Annotated in this window: 13 protein-coding genes; 9 read left to right on the top strand and 4 right to left on the bottom strand. The window is 72.5% G+C overall.

All coding sequences use genetic code 11. From position 1 onward, the window contains the following. From AB0898_RS24725 to AB0898_RS24710, 4 genes are all read right to left on the bottom strand, one after another. Positions 1-1,644: a PucR family transcriptional regulator gene (locus AB0898_RS24725; protein WP_366805143.1), complete on the bottom strand. Its 1,644-nt coding sequence runs from the start codon at positions 1,642-1,644 to the stop codon at positions 1-3. Between the two features lie 88 nt (positions 1,645-1,732). Next, positions 1,733-3,115, bottom strand: a complete 1,383-nt coding sequence (locus AB0898_RS24720; RefSeq protein WP_366805142.1) for an FAD-binding oxidoreductase — start codon at positions 3,113-3,115, stop codon at positions 1,733-1,735. 42 nt (positions 3,116-3,157) lie between these two features. Next, positions 3,158-3,472 carry a hypothetical protein gene (locus tag AB0898_RS24715; protein WP_366805141.1) on the bottom strand — a complete coding sequence of 105 codons (315 nt, stop codon included), beginning with the start codon at positions 3,470-3,472 and terminating at the stop codon, positions 3,158-3,160. A 4-nt stretch (positions 3,473-3,476) separates the two neighbouring features. Continuing rightward, positions 3,477-5,279: a glycoside hydrolase family 15 protein gene (locus AB0898_RS24710; protein ID WP_366805164.1), complete on the bottom strand. Its 1,803-nt coding sequence runs from the start codon at positions 5,277-5,279 to the stop codon at positions 3,477-3,479. 534 nt (positions 5,280-5,813) lie between these two features. On the opposite strand from AB0898_RS24710, the gene AB0898_RS24705 reads away from it, so the two are divergent. From AB0898_RS24705 to AB0898_RS24665, 9 genes are all read left to right on the top strand, one after another. Beyond that, positions 5,814-7,481, top strand: a complete 1,668-nt coding sequence (locus tag AB0898_RS24705; protein WP_366805140.1) for a CTP synthase — start codon at positions 5,814-5,816, stop codon at positions 7,479-7,481. Positions 7,482-7,564: 83 nt separating this feature from the next. Continuing rightward, complete coding sequence (locus AB0898_RS24700) at positions 7,565-8,191, top strand: NUDIX hydrolase (RefSeq protein ID WP_366805139.1); 627 nt, start codon at positions 7,565-7,567, stop codon at positions 8,189-8,191. A 163-nt stretch (positions 8,192-8,354) separates the two neighbouring features. Beyond that, complete coding sequence (locus AB0898_RS24695) at positions 8,355-10,445, top strand: tetratricopeptide repeat protein (protein ID WP_366805137.1); 2,091 nt, start codon at positions 8,355-8,357, stop codon at positions 10,443-10,445. A gap of 139 nt (positions 10,446-10,584) precedes the next feature. Next, complete coding sequence (gene ald, locus AB0898_RS24690; protein WP_366805136.1) at positions 10,585-11,709, top strand: alanine dehydrogenase; 1,125 nt, start codon at positions 10,585-10,587, stop codon at positions 11,707-11,709. Positions 11,710-12,122: 413 nt separating this feature from the next. Continuing rightward, positions 12,123-13,259, top strand: a complete 1,137-nt coding sequence (locus tag AB0898_RS24685) for a ParA family protein (protein ID WP_366805135.1) — start codon at positions 12,123-12,125, stop codon at positions 13,257-13,259. After that, entirely contained in the window at positions 13,244-13,795 is a 552-nt protein-coding gene (locus AB0898_RS24680) for a hypothetical protein (protein ID WP_366805134.1), read from the top strand. Before AB0898_RS24685 ends, AB0898_RS24680 begins: the two co-directional genes overlap by 16 nt. A gap of 372 nt (positions 13,796-14,167) precedes the next feature. Beyond that, positions 14,168-15,157 (top strand): segregation and condensation protein A, encoded by a 990-nt coding sequence (locus tag AB0898_RS24675; RefSeq protein ID WP_407078396.1) that lies wholly within the window; start codon positions 14,168-14,170, stop codon positions 15,155-15,157. Between the two features lie 56 nt (positions 15,158-15,213). Next, positions 15,214-15,780 (top strand): SMC-Scp complex subunit ScpB, encoded by a 567-nt coding sequence (gene scpB, locus AB0898_RS24670; RefSeq protein ID WP_407078398.1) that lies wholly within the window; start codon positions 15,214-15,216, stop codon positions 15,778-15,780. Positions 15,781-15,793: 13 nt separating this feature from the next. Continuing rightward, positions 15,794-16,864, top strand: a complete 1,071-nt coding sequence (locus AB0898_RS24665) for a pseudouridine synthase (protein WP_366805131.1) — start codon at positions 15,794-15,796, stop codon at positions 16,862-16,864. Positions 16,865-16,984: the final 120 nt, after the last annotated feature.

Genomic DNA, 16,984 nt, shown 5'->3' with positions numbered 1-16,984 from the left:
TCAGGCCACCTGCTCCCGGGCACGCAGCGCCAGGCTCAACGCCAGGACCGTCTGCGGGTCGTCGAGGTCCGTGCCCAGCAACTCGCCTATCCGCGCGAGGCGGTTGTAGAGGGTCTGCCGGTTCAGATGCAATTCGCGGGCGGTCTCCGCCTTGCGGCCCGCGTGCGCGAGATAGGTCTCCAGGGTCGGCAGCAGCGGCGGCCGCGAACGCGCGTCGTGATCGAGGAGCGGGCCGAGCGCCCGGTCCACGAACGCCGCCAGGTCCGGATGGTCGCGCAGCCGCCACAGCAGCAGGTCGATGTCCAGCCGCCGCGCGTCGTACCAGGGCCGGTCGCCGCCTCCGCGCACCGCCGTCGCCGCCTCCGCCGCGTGCCGCAGCCCCGCCGGCAGGGCCGCCCAGCCGCCCGCCGCCCCGACCACCACCAGCGGCCGCGGCCCGCCCGGCCGCAGCAGCCCGGCCCGCTCCACCCCGGCCCGCAGCGCCGCCGCCACCCGGTCCGCCACCGCCGTCCGCTCCGCCTCGGAGCGCAGCCCCGCGAGCACCGGCACCCGGCCCTCCACCGGCCGCACCCCCAGCAGCACCGGCACCCCCACCGAGGCCAGCTCCTTCGCCACCGCCTGCGCCAGCACCGCCCACCCCGCGCCCGGGCCGACACAGTCCCCGACCCGCATCACGACCGGCAGCAGCGGGCCCTCGCCCGGCCGGAAGCCCAGCACCCGGGCCTGCGCCGGGGCGTCCTCGGCGGCGATCCGGCCCGCCGCGAGATCGGTCAGGAAGTCACCCCGGCCGCGTGCCGCCAGCTCCTCCTCCTGCCGGGCCTGCATCAGCACCACGGCGAGGATCCCGGCCGCCCGCTCCGCCGCCATCCGGTGCACCGGGGTCAGCGGCCCGCACACAGGGAGCAGCACCAGCCGCGCCCGCACCGAGCCCGGACCGGGGCCGCCGCCGGGCACGTCCACCAGGACCGAACCGGCCGGCGGCGCCACGTCCCGCTGCCTCGCGCGCAGCCCCTCCCACACCTGCAGCGCGTCCGCGCCCTCGGGGCCCGCCCCGGCCGCGTACAGCAGCCGGCCGTCCGCCGTCTCCAGGAACACCGGGCTGGCCGCGAAGTCCGCCAGGATGCCCAGCACTTGAGGTGTCCCGCCGCCGCCGAGCAGCGCCTCGGTGCAGCGGCGGTGCACCTCTTCCGCCCGCTGGAGCAGCGCGTAATGTCCGTTGACGATCTCGGTGTGGATCTCCTCGGTGACGGTCACGAACGCCACCTCGCGATGCAGCTGCACCAGCGGCAGCCCGGTCGCCCGCGCCGTGTCCACCAGCGCGGCGGGCAGCCGGGTGAAGCGCGGGCCCAGCTCCACCACCAGCGCGGCGATGCCCCGCTCGGCAAGGGTCCGTACGAACGCCCGCTGCTCGGCGGGGCGCGTGCCGAGCCCGTACCCGGTGGTCAGCAGCAGCTCGCCGCCCTTGAGCAGCGAGGCGATGTTCGGCACCTCGCCCGCGTGCACCCAGCGCACCGTACGCCCCAGGCGGTCGCCGCCCGCCAGGATCTCCGGCAGCCCGCCGCGCAGCCCCGGCAGCTCCAGGGCGCGCCGGACGGTTATCCCCGCGCCGCGCGGGGCGGCCCCGCTCTCCGTACCGCTGTCCATGCGCCGGACGCTACCCGCGCGCCCGCCGCTCCGACAGTCCCGGCCAGGTCGCCCGAAAACCGGCGCCCGCCGGGGTGCGCCAACTCCGCTACAGCGGGCGGATGTTGTGGTTGAAGCGGAACACGTTGTCCGGGTCGTACGCCCGCTTCACCTTCTCCAGGCGCAGCAGGTTCTCCGCGCCGAGCCCCGCGCGCACCCGCTCCGCGCCCTCGTCGCCGATGAAGTTCAGATAGACGTCTCCGGTGCTCCACGGCTTCACCGCCGCGCGGACCTCGCGCACCCAGTCGACGGCGCGGGTGTCGTCGGCCGGGTCCTCCCAGACGGCGAAGGGGTGCGCGACCCAGGCCGCGTCCCGGTACGGCACCGGGTACTCGTGCGGCCCTGCGGCGATCGCGCCGCCCTGCGGGAACAGGATGTGCTGGGTGGCGGTCGGCACGGGCTCGCTCGCGGACAAGGCGCAATACACGTTCACCAGGTCGTCCGGCATCCCGGTCAGATACTCGGCCGACCAGTAGTTCCGCAGCCCCGGCGGATCGTCGATCATGCACTGCACATCGGCGTACGGCATCTCGCCGACCAGGCCGCCCTCGTACGGCAGCGCGAGGAGCGGTGCCGCCAGCTCGTGCAGGAGGTCGAGGGAGCCCGCGTGGGTCACCAGCACCGCGCAGACCAGGTGCCCCACCATCTGCTCGGGGACGAATTCCAGGGGCGGCCCTGTGAGGTAGATCGTCGCGCCGCTCAGCCCGTCGGGGCCCGCCTCGATCACGTCGCGGAACGTACGGACCGCCTCGGGGCCGTCCTCCGGCGCGAACAGCAGCAGCGCGATCGAGAACTCGGGCAGCTCGTGCAGGCCCAGCGTGAGCGCGGTCGCCACGCCGAAGTTGCCGCCACCGCCGTGCAGCGCCCAGAACAGCTCGGGGTGCTCCCGGGCGCTGGCCCGCACCGGCTCGGCGTCGGCGGTCACCAGCTCCACTTCGCGGAGGTTGTCGACGGCGAGCCCGTAGACCCGGTCCAGCCAGCCGGTGCCGCCGCCGAGCACGAACCCGCCGACCCCGGTGGTGGAGGCCCGCCCGCCGGTGGTGGCCAGACCGTACGGCTGGGTGGCCCGGTCCAGGTGGCTCATGGTCGCCCCGCCGCCGACCCGTACCTCACGGGCCTCCAGGTCGACGTCCACCTGATGCATCCGGCGCAGATCCACCACCACCGCGCCGTCCCCCAGCGCCGTACCGGCCACACTGTGCCCGCCCCCGCGCACCGCGACCGGCAGATCCAGCTCCCGCGCGAAGCGCACGGCCCGGATCACGTCCGCCGCGTCCGCGCACTGGGCGATCACGGCGGGCCGCCGGTCGATCATCCCGTTGTACACGGCCCTGGCCTCGTCGTAGCCCGCGTCCCCCGGCGCGAACACCTCACCGGCCAACTCCTCGCGCAGCACGGCCAACGCCGCACCCGCCTTCGAGAGGGAAGCCATGGCCGCCCCCTTCCGAGATCGGGGGCAGAATGCGCTTTCAGCCTAGGCGCGCGGGGCATCCCGGTCATCCGCTGGCTCCGGCTCCTCCAGCCCGAGGTCCTCCGGGAAGTCCCGGAGGAACGCGCGGCGCCGGGGGTCGGTCTCCGCTGCGGCCATGCCCTCGATCACCGCCAGCAACTCGCCCCGCTGGCCCGCCGACAGCCGGTCCATCACCGCCGCGACGCCCTCCAGCGCCTTCACGGCGTCGTCCTGGTCCATCCGCTCGTCGTCGGCGCCGTCGATGAACCAGGTGAGGTCGACGACCACCTCGGCCAGGGCATGGACCAGGGACGGATACGCGGCCGTCGTGTCGGACACCCCGTCAGCCCCCGTACGCCCCGGACGCCGTCAGTCGTAGGGCCGTGTCGATCAACGGCACATGGCTGAACGCCTGCGGGAAGTTGCCGACCTGGCGTTTGAGGCGGGAGTCCCATTCCTCGGCGAGGAGGCCGAGGTCGTTGCGGAGGGCGAGGAGTTTCTCGAAGAGTTTGCGGGCCTCGTCGACGCGGCCGATCATCGCGAGGTCGTCGGCCATCCAGAACGAGCAGGCGAGGAAGGCGCCCTCGTCGCCGGGGAGGCCGTCGACGCCCGCGTCCTCACCGTCGGTGGGGTAGCGCAGGATGAAGCCGTCCGGGGTGGACAGCTCCCGCTGGATCGCCTCGATGGTGCCGATGACGCGCTTGTCGTCGGGGGGCAGGAAGCCCATCTGGGGGATCAGGAGCAGGGAGGCGTCCAGCTCCTTGGAGCCGTAGTACTGCGTGAAGGTGTTGCGCTCCGGGTCGTAGCCCTTCTCGCAGACCTCGCGGTGGATCTCGTCGCGCAGTTCCTTCCAGCGCTCCAGCGGACCTTCCGCGTCGCCCGACTCGATGAGCTTGATCGTGCGGTCGACGGCCACCCAGGCCATCACCTTGGAGTGCACGAACTGCCGGCGCGGCCCGCGCACCTCCCAGATGCCCTCGTCCGGCTCCCGCCAGTGGTCCTCCAGATAGCGGATCAGCTTCATCTGGAGCACCGAGGCGTAGTCGTTGCGGGCGAGCCCGGTCATGTGGCCCAGGTGCAGCGCCTCGATGACCTCGCCGTACACATCCAGCTGGAGCTGGTGCGCCGCGCCGTTGCCCACCCGGACCGGGGTCGAGTGCTCGTACCCCGGCAGCCAGTCCAGCTCGGCCTCGCCCAGCTCGCGCTCACCGGCGATGCCGTACATGATCTGCAGGTTCTCGGGGTCGCCCGCGACCGCCCGGAGCAGCCACTCGCGCCAGGCGCGGGCCTCGTCGCGGTAGCCGGTGCGCAGCAGCGAGGACAGGGTGATCGCGGCGTCGCGCAGCCAGGTGTAGCGGTAGTCCCAGTTCCGCACGCCCCCGATGTCCTCGGGCAGCGAGGTGGTGGGCGCGGCGACGATGCCGCCGGTCGGGGCGTACGTCAGCGCCTTCAGGGTGATCAGCGAGCGGATCACGGCCTCGCGGTAGGGCCCGTGGTACGTGCACTGCTCGACCCAGTCGCGCCAGAAGTCCTCCGTCGCCTCCAGCGACTGTTCCGGCTCGGGCAGCGGCGGCGGCGTCTTGTGCGAGGGCTGCCAGGAGATCGTGAACGCCACCCGCTCACCGGGGCCGACGGTGAAGTCGGAGTACGTCGTCAGGTCCTTGCCGTAGGTCTCGGCGTCCGTGTCGAACCACACCGAGTCCGGCCCCGCGACCGCCACCGTGCGGTTGTCGTGCTTGTGCACCCACGGCACCACCCGGCCGTAGGAGAACCGCATCCGCAGCTCCGAGCGCATCGGGACGTGACCGCTGACGCCCTCCACGATCCGGATGAGCTGGGGGGCGCCGTCGCGCGGCGGCATGAAGTCGGTCACCCGGACCGTGCCGCTCGGGGTGTCCCACTCCGACTCCAGGATCAGCGAGTCGCCCCGGTAGCTCCGCCGCGCGGCCTTGGGCGGCGGCGCGTCGGCCGCGTGCGCCGGGCCGATGCGCCAGAAGCCGTGCTCCTCGGTGCCCAGCAGGCCGGCGAAGATGGCATGGGAGTCGAAGCGGGGCAGGCACAGCCAGTCCACCGTGCCGTCCCGGCAGACCAGCGCCGCGGTCTGCATGTCTCCGATGAGTGCGTAGTCTTCGATGCGCCCGGCCACGTGCAACTCCAGTCGAACGGCCACGTCACCCCCGCGCGAGGGGGCTGTCGCTTGGTGCGGTCAAGGGGTCTTTGTTGATGCGTCGTTGAGCGGTGAAGCAAAGCAGCCGTCCGAGCCCTGAGGCAAACGGCAGTCCCGCTCGACGAACTGCCGCGCTGTAGTTGTCTCCGGCGGGTGGTGCGGGCGGGGGTGTGCCGTCGTTCCGGCCGGGCTCGGCAGCGAGTGTCCGAGCAGGATACGACGCACGTAGATGATCTGCGCGCCGCTCCGGACAACCCGTGTGAGCCGAACGAGTGAGCGCCCGGCGAGAACCCCGTGAGACCTCCCCGCACTGGTCACAGTCGCGTGCCCGAGCCGTCGCGGAGCGTGCCCGGGCGCCATCCCCTCCGGGCGCTGATACCCTGGTAGCCCGTGGACCGGTGGGCGAAAAACCCCCGAACCGCAGCGACGGCGCCACCGCGAGGAAGACATGATCCTCCGGGCCGGCGGCCGTTCCGCATCACAGACAGCGACCACGGGAGCCCCCTCTTGGCCATGCCGCCGAAATCTACGACGACCAAGCACATCTTCGTCACCGGGGGTGTCGCCTCCTCGCTCGGCAAGGGCCTCACCGCCTCCAGCCTGGGCATGCTGCTCAAGGCCCGTGGCCTGCGTGTCGTCATGCAGAAGCTCGACCCGTACCTCAACGTGGACCCGGGCACGATGAACCCCTTCCAGCACGGTGAGGTGTTCGTCACCAACGACGGCGCCGAGACCGACCTGGACATCGGCCACTACGAGCGCTTCCTCGACCGCGACCTCGACGGCTCCGCGAACGTCACCACCGGCCAGGTCTACTCCACCGTGATCGCCAAGGAGCGGCGCGGCGAGTACCTGGGCGACACCGTGCAGGTCATCCCGCACATCACCAACGAGATCAAGCACCGCATCCGGCGCATGGCCACCGACGAGGTGGACGTCGTCATCACCGAGGTCGGCGGCACGGTCGGCGACATCGAGTCGCTGCCGTTCCTGGAGACCGTCCGCCAGGTCCGCCACGAGGTCGGCCGGGACAACGTCTTCGTCGTCCACATCTCGCTGCTGCCGTACATCGGCCCCTCCGGCGAGCTGAAGACCAAGCCGACCCAGCACTCCGTCGCCGCGCTGCGCAACATCGGCATCCAGCCGGACGCCATCGTGCTGCGCTGCGACCGCGAGGTCCCCACCGCCATCAAGCGCAAGATCTCGCTGATGTGCGACGTGGACGAGGACGCCGTCGTGGCCTGCCCCGACGCCCGCTCGATCTACGACATCCCGAAGGTCATCCACGGCGAGGGCCTGGACGCCTACGTCGTGCGCAAGCTCGACCTGCCCTTCCGCGACGTGGACTGGACCACCTGGGACGACCTGCTGGACCGCGTCCACAAGCCGGACCACGAGATCACCCTCGCCCTGGTCGGCAAGTACATCGACCTGCCCGACGCCTACCTGTCGGTCACCGAGGCGCTGCGCGCGGGCGGCTTCGCCAACAAGGCCCGCGTCAAGATCAAGTGGGTGACCTCGGACGACTGCAAGACCCCGGCCGGTGCCGCCGCCGCCCTCGGCGACGTGGACGGCATCTGCATCCCCGGCGGCTTCGGCGACCGCGGTGTGCTCGGCAAGGTCGGCGCGATCCGCTACGCCCGCGAGAACAAGATCCCGCTGCTGGGCCTGTGCCTGGGCCTGCAGTGCGTGGTGATCGAGGCCGCGCGCAACCTGGCCGACATCGCCGACGCGAACTCCACCGAGTTCGACCCGGCCACCGCCCACCCGGTCATCTCCACCATGGCCGAGCAGATGGACATCGTCGCCGGCGAGGGCGACATGGGCGGCACCATGCGGCTCGGCATGTACCCGGCCAAGCTGGCCGAGGGCTCCATCGTCCGCGAGGTCTACGACGGCAAGGAGTACGTCGAGGAGCGGCACCGCCACCGCTACGAGGTCAACAACTCCTACCGCGCCGAGCTGGAGAAGAAGGCGGGCGTCCTCTTCTCGGGCACCTCGCCCGACGGCAAGCTCGTCGAGTACGTCGAGTACCCGCGTGACGTCCACCCCTACCTGGTCGCCACGCAGGCGCACCCCGAGCTGCGCTCCCGGCCGACCCGGCCGCACCCGCTGTTCGCGGGTCTGGTGAAGGCCGCCGTCGAGCGCAAGACCGCGGGCAAGCCGAAGAACTCCAAGTAACACACCGATTGTTACGGTGACCGGGGTGCGAACCTTCAAAGGGACGCACCCCGGTTTTCTTTGCGCGCGTGGAAGGACAGGGCATGACGATCAAGGACACCCCCGAGGAGTGGGAGGTCCGCGGCACCGCGACCCCCTTCAAGGGCAACAAGACCTCCGTCCGCACGGACGACGTGGTCATGCCCGACGGCTCGGTGGTCCGCCGCGACTACCAGGTCCACCCCGGCTCCGTCGCCGTCCTCGCCCTGGACGAGGAGGACCGGGTCCTGCTGATCAACCAGTACCGCCACCCGGTGCGCCACAAGCTCTGGGAGATCCCGGCGGGCCTGCTCGACGTGCCCGGCGAGAACCCGCTGCACGCCGCCCAGCGCGAGCTGTACGAGGAGGCGCACGTCAAGGCCGAGGACTGGCGGGTGCTGACCGACGTCTACACCACCCCCGGCGGCTGCGACGAGGCGGTACGGATCTTCCTCGCCCGCGATCTCTCGGAAGCCGAGGGCGAGCGGTTCGAGACCGAGCACGAGGAGACGGACATGCAGTACGCGCGCGTGCCCGTCGACGAGCTGGTCCGGCTGATCCTCGCCGGGGACGTGCACAACAACTGCCTGGTCGTGGGCGTCCTCGCGCTGGTCGCCGCGCGCGGCGGCGAGGGTCTGGACGCGCTGCGCCCGGCCGACGCGCCGTGGCCCGCGCGACCGTTCAGCGCCTGACGGGGCAGACGACGGTATTGGTGTGACCATCGCTTGATCCGATCGGGGGATGTCTCCGCCCCGCTCCCACGGGAAGGTCGCAGAGCGTGAACTAGGCTCTGGAATCGCCCGTACCGGAAGAACCGGCGGGCTGTGCGCGTGCGGTGGGACGGGAGCGTGACCCGTGACGGATCAGGCGGTGGACCAGGACGACGTGCGGCCGGCGGAGCCCCCAGCCGCACCGGCCTCATTCCTGGGACGCACACGGGAGTTGAAAGAGCTGCGCGCCGACATCGAGCGCGCGGGCCTGGACACCCTCGCCGGCCGCAAGGCCCCCCGCGCCCGGGTGCTCCTCATCGCCGGACGCCCCGGCTCCGGCCGCACCGCCCTCGCCGGGGAACTCGTCCGGCAGCTCGCCCCCCGTTACCCCGACGGCGTCCTGCGCGCCCGGCTCGCCGACCCCGACGGCACCCCCGTACCGGTCGAGCGCACCGCCCGCGACCTGCTCACCGCCCTCGGCGTACGGGCCCCCGCCGGAGCCCCCGAGGACGTCCTCACCGAGGCGCTGCGCACCGCCCTCACCGGCCGCCGCGTCCTGCTCCTGCTGGACGACGCGCCCGGCGCCGAACAGGTGGACGCCCTTCTTCCGGACGCCCCGGACTGCCTGGTCGTCGCCGTCGCCGAGGGACCCCTCACCGGCATCCCCGGCGTGCGCCCCTGCACCCTGGGCGGCCTCGACACCAAGTCGGCCGTCGAACTCCTCACCCGCTGGGCCGGATCGGTGCGCGTCACCGTCGACCCGCGCTCCGCCGAGAACCTGGCCGAGATCTGCCAGGGACAGCCCGCCGCGCTCACCCTGGCCGGTGGCTGGCTCGCCTCCCGCCCGCAGGCCGGCATCTCCGACCTCGCCAAGCGGATGCACGCCGACCCCGACGACGGCGGCGACAGCGCCCCGCTCGCCCGCGTCCTGCGGCTCGTCCACGACCGGCTCCCCGTCGCCTCCGCCCGGCTGCTGCGCCTGCTCTCCCAGGCCCCGGCCGGGACCGTCGACCCGCACACCGCCTCCGCCCTGGCCGGCTGCTCGCCCGCCCGCGCCCGCGCCGTCCTGGACGACCTCACCGCCCTCGGCCTGCTGCACCCCGCAGGCGCCCCGCTGCCCGAGTACGAGGTGCCCGGCTGCCTCCACCCCCTGCTGCGCGCCCTCGCCGAGAAGGAGGACCGCCCGGCCGAACTCCAGCTGGCCCGCGCCCGCGTCCTGGAGCGCGACGTACGGCTGCTGCAGTCCTGCCGCGCCGCCACCGAGACCGACAGCCCGCAGGCCCGCGAGAAGCTGCGCTCGCTGCCCCCCGCGCTGCGCTTCTCGGGCCCGGAGGCCGCCGCCGAGTGGCTGACCGTACGCCGCCCCGCCCTGCTGGCCGCCGCCCGGCTCGCCGTGGCCGACGGCGGCCTCGACACCCTCGCCCGGCGTCTGATGTCCCAGCTGGTGCGCGCCATGGTGGCCCACTTCGGAACCCAGGCCGCCGCGGCCGACCTCTACGGAATCCACGGCCTGGTCCTCGACGTGGCCGAGCGGCGCGGACTGCCCCGCGAGCAGGCCGCCGCCCTGCTCAACCTCGGCGACCTCGACGCCCAGACCGGCCGCGTCCGCGACGCGCTCGCCCGCTACCGGGCCGCCCTGGACGCCGGACGCGCGGCGAACGACCCCTACGCCACCGGCCGCGCGATGGAATCCGTCGGCGGCGCCCACCAGGAGCTCGGCGACCACGACCGGGCCGCCGACTGGTTCGGCCGCGCCCTCGCCGACCGGCTCGCCCGGGGCGAACGTGCCCAGGCCGCCCGGCTCTACGGCCGCATCGCCACCGCCCACACCTACGCGGGCCGCTACGGCGAGGCGCTGCGCAACTGGCGCTCCGCGGCGGCCGGTTACCGCAAGGAGGGCGACACCGCCGCCTACGCCCGGGCGCTCAGCGAGACCGCCCGCGTCCAGGAGTACGCAGGCCGCCCCGAGGAATCGCTGCGCACCTGCCGCGAGGCCGCCGAGTGGGCGCGGCGCGCCGAGGACACCCGGCTCCAGGCCGCGCTCCAGCTGCGCATGGCCGACACCCTGGACCGCCTCGGCGACCCCGCCGCCGCCCGCCTGCACCGCGCCGCCGCGGAGCGCATCCTGGGGGAGGAGGGCCCGGCAGCGGAGCCCCGGCCGGACCGCGCGGGGGCGATCGGTCCGGAGCCCCTCGCCAACGCCTGCGAAATCCGTAGTCCGTCAGCTGAAGATTGATGCAATGAAAGGCTAGACACGCAGAACACCTTCATTAAACTGGCTCTGCCGCACGTTCTCCTGCGGTGTCTCCCGGTGTGCGTCAGTGCGCCCGGGTATGTCTTTCAGCGCACCCCCCATACCCTCTGAGCCAAGGACCGTGATCGACGTGAAGGTCGGCATCCCCCGCGAGGTCAAGAACAACGAGTTCCGGGTGGCCATCACCCCCGCCGGCGTGCACGAGCTGGTGCGCAACGGCCACCAGGTCGTCGTCGAGCGCGGCGCCGGCCTCGGCTCCTCGATCACGGACGAGGAGTACATCGCCGCCGGTGCGGGCATCCTCGACACCGCCGACGAGGTGTGGGCCACCGCCGACCTGCTGCTGAAGGTCAAGGAGCCCGTCGCGGAGGAGTACCACCGCCTGCGCAAGGACCAGATCCTCTTCACGTACCTGCACCTCGCCGCCTCCCGCGAGTGCACGGACGCGCTCATCGAGTCCGGCACCACCGCCATCGCGTACGAGACGGTCGAGCTCGCCAACCGCGCGCTGCCGCTGCTCGCCCCGATGTCCGAGGTCGCGGGCCGGCTCGCCCCGCAGGTCGGCGCCTACCACCTGATGCGCCCGGCCGGCGGCCGCGGTGTGCTGCCCGGCGGCGTGCCCGGCGTGACCCCGGCCAAGGCCGTCGTCATCGGCGGCGGCGTCTCCGGCTGGAACGCCGTGCAGATCGCCGTCGGCATGGGCTTCGAGGTGACGCTGCTCGATCGCGACATCAACAAGCTGCGCGAGGCCGACCGGATCTTCGGCAGCAAGGTCAAGGCGATCATGTCCAACGCCTTCGAGCTGGAGAAGGCCGTCCTGGACGCCGACCTCGTCATCGGCGCCGTCCTCATCCCGGGCGCCAAGGCCCCGAAGCTGGTCACCAACGAGATGGTGTCCCGGATGAAGCCCGGAAGTGTCCTTGTCGACATCGCGATCGACCAGGGCGGCTGCTTCGAGGACTCCCGTCCGACCACGCACGCCGAGCCGACCTTCCGGGTGCACAACTCGGTCTTCTACTGCGTCGCCAACATGCCCGGCGCGGTGCCCAACACCTCCACCAACGCGCTCACCAACGCGACGCTCCCGTACATCGTCTCCCTGGCCAACAACGGCTGGGTCGAGGCGCTGCGCCGCGACGCCGCGCTCGCCCGGGGCCTCAACACCCATGACGGCAAGGTGGTCTACAAGGAGGTCGCCGAGGCCCACGGTCTGGACCACGTGAGCATCGACGCGCTGATCGGCTGACACCCGCGGGTCCGGCGAGTCGCCAAGTCGTCAGCGTCGTAAAGGCGATTCGTCAACACATCCCGTCAACACCGCGCACCCGGCCGGACCTTGCCCGAAGGTCCGGCCGGATGTGTGTATGGTCACTTTGCGACACTCGGTCAACTCGCCTCGAACGCAAGCATTCGACCGATTCGTACACCGGTGAAACCTGCTGTGCGACGGTCGTACGCCCTTGACAGAGGGATGTTTCATTGTCGACACATCCGGCCGGGTCCGGCGGATTGTGTTGCTGCGGACCGCCGACACGCCATAGAGTCGCCAACCGTCGGCATGGTGCCACGCTGACCTTGTCTAGAAGTTTCCTGGTCACCAAGGAGGTAAGACGACTTGTGAATGAGTCGACATTTTCTCCCGGGGGTGGTCAACCAGGAATGCCGGCACGGGGCCACCAGGACCCCACGGGATTCGAGGCTGTCGGCTCCGTAGCTGTGCGCACCTTCGCAGCCCACCAGAGTCCGGGTCCGCAGACGGACCGGACAGCACACCAGAGCATGGATGGCCATCACGTGAACGCCATGGCCGGCGACGGAAGTGGCGCGCCCCACAACCACTTCGCCGACTACGACGAACTGCCCGAGGGGCACTTCTACGACCCCGACGCCGAGTACGAGCCCGATCCGGAGTACGCGGCCACGCTCGCGCCCGACGCGGCCCGCCAGCGCCGTGAGCGCATCGGCCCGACCGGGCGCCCGCTGCCGTACTTCCCGATCCCGGGCCCGCTGACCGACCACGGCCCCGCGAAGATCATCGCGATGTGCAACCAGAAGGGCGGCGTCGGCAAGACCACGTCGACCATCAACCTGGGTGCCGCGCTCGCGGAGTACGGCCGGCGCGTGCTGCTCGTGGACTTCGACCCGCAGGGCGCGCTGTCGGTGGGTCTCGGCGTCAACCCCATGGAGCTCGACCTCACGGTCTACAACCTGCTCATGGAGCGGGGCATGTCGGCCGACGAGGTCCTGCTGAAGACGGCGGTCCCCAACATGGACCTGCTGCCCTCCAACATCGACCTGTCGGCCGCCGAGGTCCAGCTGGTCTCCGAGGTCGCGCGCGAGTCCACGCTGCAGCGTGCCCTGAAGCCGCTGATGGACGACTACGACTACATCGTGATCGACTGTCAGCCCTCGCTCGGTCTGCTCACCGTGAACGCGCTCACCGCGGCGCACAAGGTGATCGTGCCGCTGGAGTGCGAGTTCTTCGCGCTGCGCGGTGTGGCCCTGCTGACCGAGACCATCGAGAAGGTCCAGGAGCGGCTCAACCCCGAGCTGGAGCTGGACGGCATCCTCGCCACCATGTACGACTCGCGCACGGTGCACAGCCGTGAGGTGCTCGCGCGGGTGGTCGAGGCGTTCGACGACCACGTGTACCACACGGTCATCGGGCGCACGGTCCGCTTCCCGGAGACCACCGTCGCCGGTGAGCCGATCACCACGTACGCCTCCAACTCCGTCGGTGCCGCCGCCTACCGCCAGCTCGCCAGGGAGGTGCTCGCCCGGTGTCACGCCGAGTGAGTCTGCCCGGAGCCGACGAACTGTTCCGTACGACCGGAGGGATGGCGCTCCAGCCCTCGACCCCCCGGCGGGGGGAGGCCAGGGTGCCGGCCCCCGCGGGGGAGAGCGACCCGGCGGCCGCCGCCGCGCAGGCGGAGGACGCGCCCCAGGCGGTGCCCGCGCGGGGCGGTGACGGCGAGGGCGCGGAGCACACGGCGGCGGTCGGCCCGCAATCGTCCGAGACCGGCGAGTCCCGCATCCGGCCCGCGCGCCGGCAGCCCCCGCCGGACGGCTCCGACGACGGGCAGCCCCGCAAGCGCGGGCGCGCCGCCGCCCGGCGGCCCAGCGGGCGCGAGCGGCACGACGAGAAGATCACCGTGTACGTCTCCGCCGAGGAACTCATGGACCTGGAGCACGCGCGCCTGGTGCTCCGCGGTGAACACGGGCTCGCCGTCGACCGCGGCCGGATCGTCCGCGAGGCGGTCGCCGTGGTCCTGGCCGACCTGGAGGCCCGCGGCGAGGCCAGCATCCTGGTCCGCCGCCTGCGGGGGCGCTAGCCGCGCTTTTCGCCGGCCGCCCGATAGCCTGCGACCCCCATGACCCCGAACCACACCCCCACCCCCGGCCCGAGACGCCCTCTGGGCCGGGGTCCGGGCGTTCCGCCCCCGGTGGCCGAGGAGCCCGCGGCTCCGCCTACGGCGTCCGCCGGAGCACCGGCCGAATCCGGATCGCCTGCGGCGCCCCAGGAGCCCGCCGCGCCACCCCCGGCACCTCCAGCGGCTCCCGAGCCCGCGCGGCCGCCTGCGGCGCCTCGGGGCGGGTCCGAGCGGGCGCCTGCGGCGGCTTCGGACGTGGCGCAGCCGGAGGCCGTCACCCGGCCGCCTGCCGAGACTCCGGGGGACACCGGGACCAGGCCGGGGGCTGCCGCCGTGCCGCTCGCGGCAGCTTCGGGCGACGCCGAGTCCGCGCCGGGGCCTGCCGCCCGGCCGCCTGCCACGGCCCCGGTGGACGCCGAGTCCGCGTGGTCGCCTGCGGCGCCCTCGGCTGTGGCCGCGGCCGCGCCCCGGACCGGTGACACTCCCGGTGACTCCGGGGACAGTGGTGTCTTCAAGGTGCGGCTCGACAACTTCGAGGGGCCGTTCGATCTGTTGTTGCAGCTCATCTCGCGGCACAAGCTGGATGTCACCGAGGTGGCGCTGTCGAGGGTGACCGATGAGTTCATGGCGCATATCCGGGCCATGGGGGCGGACTGGGATCTGGATCGGACCACCGAGTTCCTGGTGGTCGCCGCCACGCTGCTCGATCTGAAGGCGGCCCGGCTGCTGCCCGCCGCCGAGGTGGAGGACGAGGCGGATCTCGCGTTGCTGGAGGCCCGGGATCTGCTGTTCGCGCGGTTGCTGCAGTACCGGGCGTACAAACGGATCGCGGACATCTTCAACGAGCGGCTGGAGGACGAGGGCCGCAGGCACCCCCGTACCGTCGGACTCGAACCGCACCACGCCGAGCTGCTGCCCGAGGTCGTCATCAGCATCGGGCCCGAGGGGTTCGCCCGGCTCGCGGTGAAGGCGATGCAGCCGAAGGCCGAGCCGCAGGTGTACGTCGACCACATCCACGCGCCGCTGGTCAGCGTCCAGGAGCAGGCCGGGATCGTCGTCGCCCGGCTGCGCGAACTCGGCGAGAGCGACTTCCGCGCGCTGGTGGCCGACACCGACGACACCCTCACGGTCGTGGCCCGCTTCCTCGCCCTGCTGGAGCTCTACCGCGAGAAGGCCGTAGCGCTGGAGCAGGAGGCCGCCCTCGGCACCCTGCTGGTCCGCTGGACCGGCGGAGACGGGCAGACCCTCCCCACCGTCACCGACGAGTTCGACCGGCCCCCCGAGAAGGCCCGGGACGAGAAGGCCGAGGAGCCGAAGCCGTGAACCACGAGACCGCCGTAGCCGAGCTCGGCCTCAAGCCCGCCCTGGAGGCCGTCCTCATGGTCGTGGACGAGCCCGCCTCCGAGGACCGCCTCGCCCGCCTCCTGGAGCGCCCCAGACGCGCCGTCGCCGACGCCCTCAGGGAACTCGCCGACGACTACACCGCCCAGGGCCGCGGTTTCGAGCTGCGCCACGTCGCGGGCGGCTGGCGCTTCTACAGCCGCCCGGCGTACGCCCCCGCCGTCGAACGCCTCGCCCTGGAGGGCCAGACCGCGCGCCTCACCCAGGCGGCCCTGGAGACTCTCGCGGTCGTCGCGTACCGCCAGCCGGTCAGCCGCAGCAGGGTCTCCGCGGTGCGCGGGGTCAACTGCGACGGCGTGATGCGGACCCTGCTCCAGCGCGGTCTGGTCCGCGAGGCGGGCGCGGAACCCGAAACAGGTGCGATCCTGTACGTGACGACGGAGTATTTCCTGGAGCGGTTGGGCCTGCGCGGCCTGGACGAGCTTCCGGAACTCGCCCCCTTCCTCCCGGAAGCGGCGGCGATCGAGGCCGAGAGCCAGGAGGGTGTCCCGTCGTTCGACCCGGACGCGCCCGACGCGCCCGGCGGTCAGTACGCAGACGACTAAGACGGAAACCTTGATGCGAAGCAGCGGCAGCGACAGGAACAGCGGACGCGGGAACCATCGCGGCGCCGGCGACAAGCGGGACGAGCGCCAGGGGCAGGGCGGCCGCCCCCGCAAGCCCCGCCCGGAGGAGCGCCGCTACGACGTCGGCCCGGGCGCCACGCAGGACGGCCCCAAGTCGGGCCGGGGCGGTGCGGCGCGCGGCGGCGCCAAGGGCGGCCCCAAGCAGGCCCAGGGCGCCGGGCGCGGCCGTACGGCCCCCGCGCGCTCGCGGGAGTACGAGACCCGGACCGAGGAGCGCAACCGGGAGCGGTACGCGGGCAAGAAGGACGTCAAGCTGCCCAAGACGTTCCCCGGCGCCGAGCAGGAGGGCGAGCGCCTGCAGAAGGTGCTCGCGCGCGCGGGCTACGGCTCCCGGCGTGCCTGCGAGGAGCTGATCGAGCAGGCCCGCGTCGAGATCAACGGCGAGATCGTGCTTGAGCAGGGTCGCCGCGTGGACCCGGAGAAGGACGAGGTCAAGGTCGACGGTCTGACCGTCGCCACGCAGTCGTACCAGTTCTTCTCGCTGAACAAGCCCGCCGGTGTCGTCTCCACCATGGAGGACCCGGACGGACGCCAGTGCCTCGGGGACTACGTCACCAACCGTGAGACCCGGCTGTTCCACGTGGGCCGGCTCGACACGGAGACCGAGGGCGTCATCCTGCTCACCAACCACGGCGAGCTGGCGCACCGCCTCACCCACCCGAAGTACGGCGTGAAGAAGACCTACCTCGCGCACATCGTCGGCCCGATCCCGCGCGACCTCGGCAAGCGGCTGAAGGACGGCATCCAGCTGGAGGACGGGTACGCGCGCGCGGACCACTTCCGCGTGGTCGAGCAGACCGGCAAGAACTACCTGGTCGAGGTGACCCTGCACGAGGGCCGCAAGCACATCGTGCGCCGGATGCTGGCGGAGGCGGGCTTCCCCGTCGACAAGCTGGTCCGCGTCTCCTTCGGCCCGATCACCCTCGGCGACCAGAAGTCGGGCTGGCTGCGCCGGCTGTCCAACACCGAGGTCGGCATGCTGATGAAGGAAGTCGACCTCTAGGCCGGCCTCTGGACCGACCCCGGGGCGGGCGCCCTTGCCGCCCGCCCCGGTCCGGCTTTATGGTCAACCTGACGATTAGTCGGGTGGCCATGCGGCCGGACCAACGGGGGCCGGGGCGGA

This window comes from Streptomyces sp. NPDC005435, from assembly GCF_040703155.1.
In the GTDB taxonomy this organism is placed as follows: domain Bacteria; phylum Actinomycetota; class Actinomycetes; order Streptomycetales; family Streptomycetaceae; genus Streptomyces.
This window is presented reverse-complemented; position numbering and strand designations above follow the sequence as displayed.

Coding starts and splice junctions, on each gene's coding strand:
- AB0898_RS24720 (WP_366805142.1), bottom strand. CDS start 3,115: ATGGCTTCCCTCTCGAAGGCGGGTGCGGCGTTGGCCGTGCTGCGCGAG.
- AB0898_RS24700 (WP_366805139.1), top strand. CDS start 7,565: ATGACGATCAAGGACACCCCCGAGGAGTGGGAGGTCCGCGGCACCGCG.
- AB0898_RS24725 (WP_366805143.1), bottom strand. CDS start 1,644: ATGGACAGCGGTACGGAGAGCGGGGCCGCCCCGCGCGGCGCGGGGATA.
- AB0898_RS24705 (WP_366805140.1), top strand. CDS start 5,814: ATGCCGCCGAAATCTACGACGACCAAGCACATCTTCGTCACCGGGGGT.
- AB0898_RS24665 (WP_366805131.1), top strand. CDS start 15,794: ATGCGAAGCAGCGGCAGCGACAGGAACAGCGGACGCGGGAACCATCGC.
- AB0898_RS24685 (WP_366805135.1), top strand. CDS start 12,123: ATGCCGGCACGGGGCCACCAGGACCCCACGGGATTCGAGGCTGTCGGC.
- scpB (WP_407078398.1), top strand. CDS start 15,214: ATGGTCGTGGACGAGCCCGCCTCCGAGGACCGCCTCGCCCGCCTCCTG.